Origin of the sequence: Caballeronia sp. INML2 (assembly GCF_023631365.1) — a bacterium.
In the GTDB taxonomy this organism is placed as follows: Bacteria; Pseudomonadota; Gammaproteobacteria; order Burkholderiales; family Burkholderiaceae; genus Caballeronia; species Caballeronia turbans.
This window is the reverse complement of sequence record NZ_JALQDH010000202.1, coordinates 1-804: the sequence shown is the minus strand read 5'-3', so window position 1 is coordinate 804 and position 804 is coordinate 1. Positions and strand designations below refer to the sequence as shown.

Here is an 804-nt window from a genome sequence, read left to right as displayed (position 1 = left end):
TTCGGGCCGGACGCGTTTCCATTCATCGACGAAGACGCGCCACAGCATCCCGTCACGCGCAAAGGCGCGATTCGCGTGGAAATGGAAGCGCGTCTGCAACGCGCGAGCAAGGAAGGCGCGCGAGTGCTGGTCGTGCGCGCGGGCGATTTTTCGGGCCAAGAGCGGGCAATAACTGGCTCGCGCAAGGACTCGTGAGGCCTGGAAACCCGGTCACGAAGATCACGAACCCGGGTGCGCGCGGCATCGGGCATCAATGGGCGTATCTGCCCGATGTGGCTCGCACGATGGTTCAACTGCTTGCGCAGCGCCATTTGCTCGATGCGTTCGCGCGCTTCCACATGAGCGGTCACTGGGACGAGGACGGCACCGGCTTTGCCGACGCTATCCGTCGCATGGTCGCGCGCCGCACCGGGCGCGCGCCGGCTGTCGTCGGCTTTCCGTGGTGGCTGCTCGCGCTCGCCGCGCCGTTCAATGCAACATTCAGGGAGCTTCAGGAAATGCGCTATCTATGGACGACGCCTGTGCATCTGAATAACGCGCGGCTCGTGCAGACGCTCGGGCACGAGCCGTATACGCCGCTGGACGTGACCGTCGAAGAGACGCTCATCGGCCTCGGATGTCTCACGCCTGATGTTCAAGCTTCGCTATCGAGCCACGCTTCGTAAAGCGAGCGGCCGTTCAGATCCCTGCAGTACGTGAACCTGCCGTCCGGCTAAGCTTCATTCGTGAGATGCGCCGCGGGACAAGTGCATGAGCGTTGCAGATATGCCCCTCGCCTACCCGCTCGTGCCTCGGTACGAAGAT

Annotated in this window: 1 pseudogene; it reads left to right on the top strand. The window is 63.4% G+C overall.

Going from position 1 to position 804, the window contains the following annotated elements:
* A pseudogene (locus NCT32_RS36990) lies at positions 1–665 on the top strand (hypothetical protein); the annotation flags it as partial.
* Positions 666–804 lie beyond the last annotated feature (139 nt).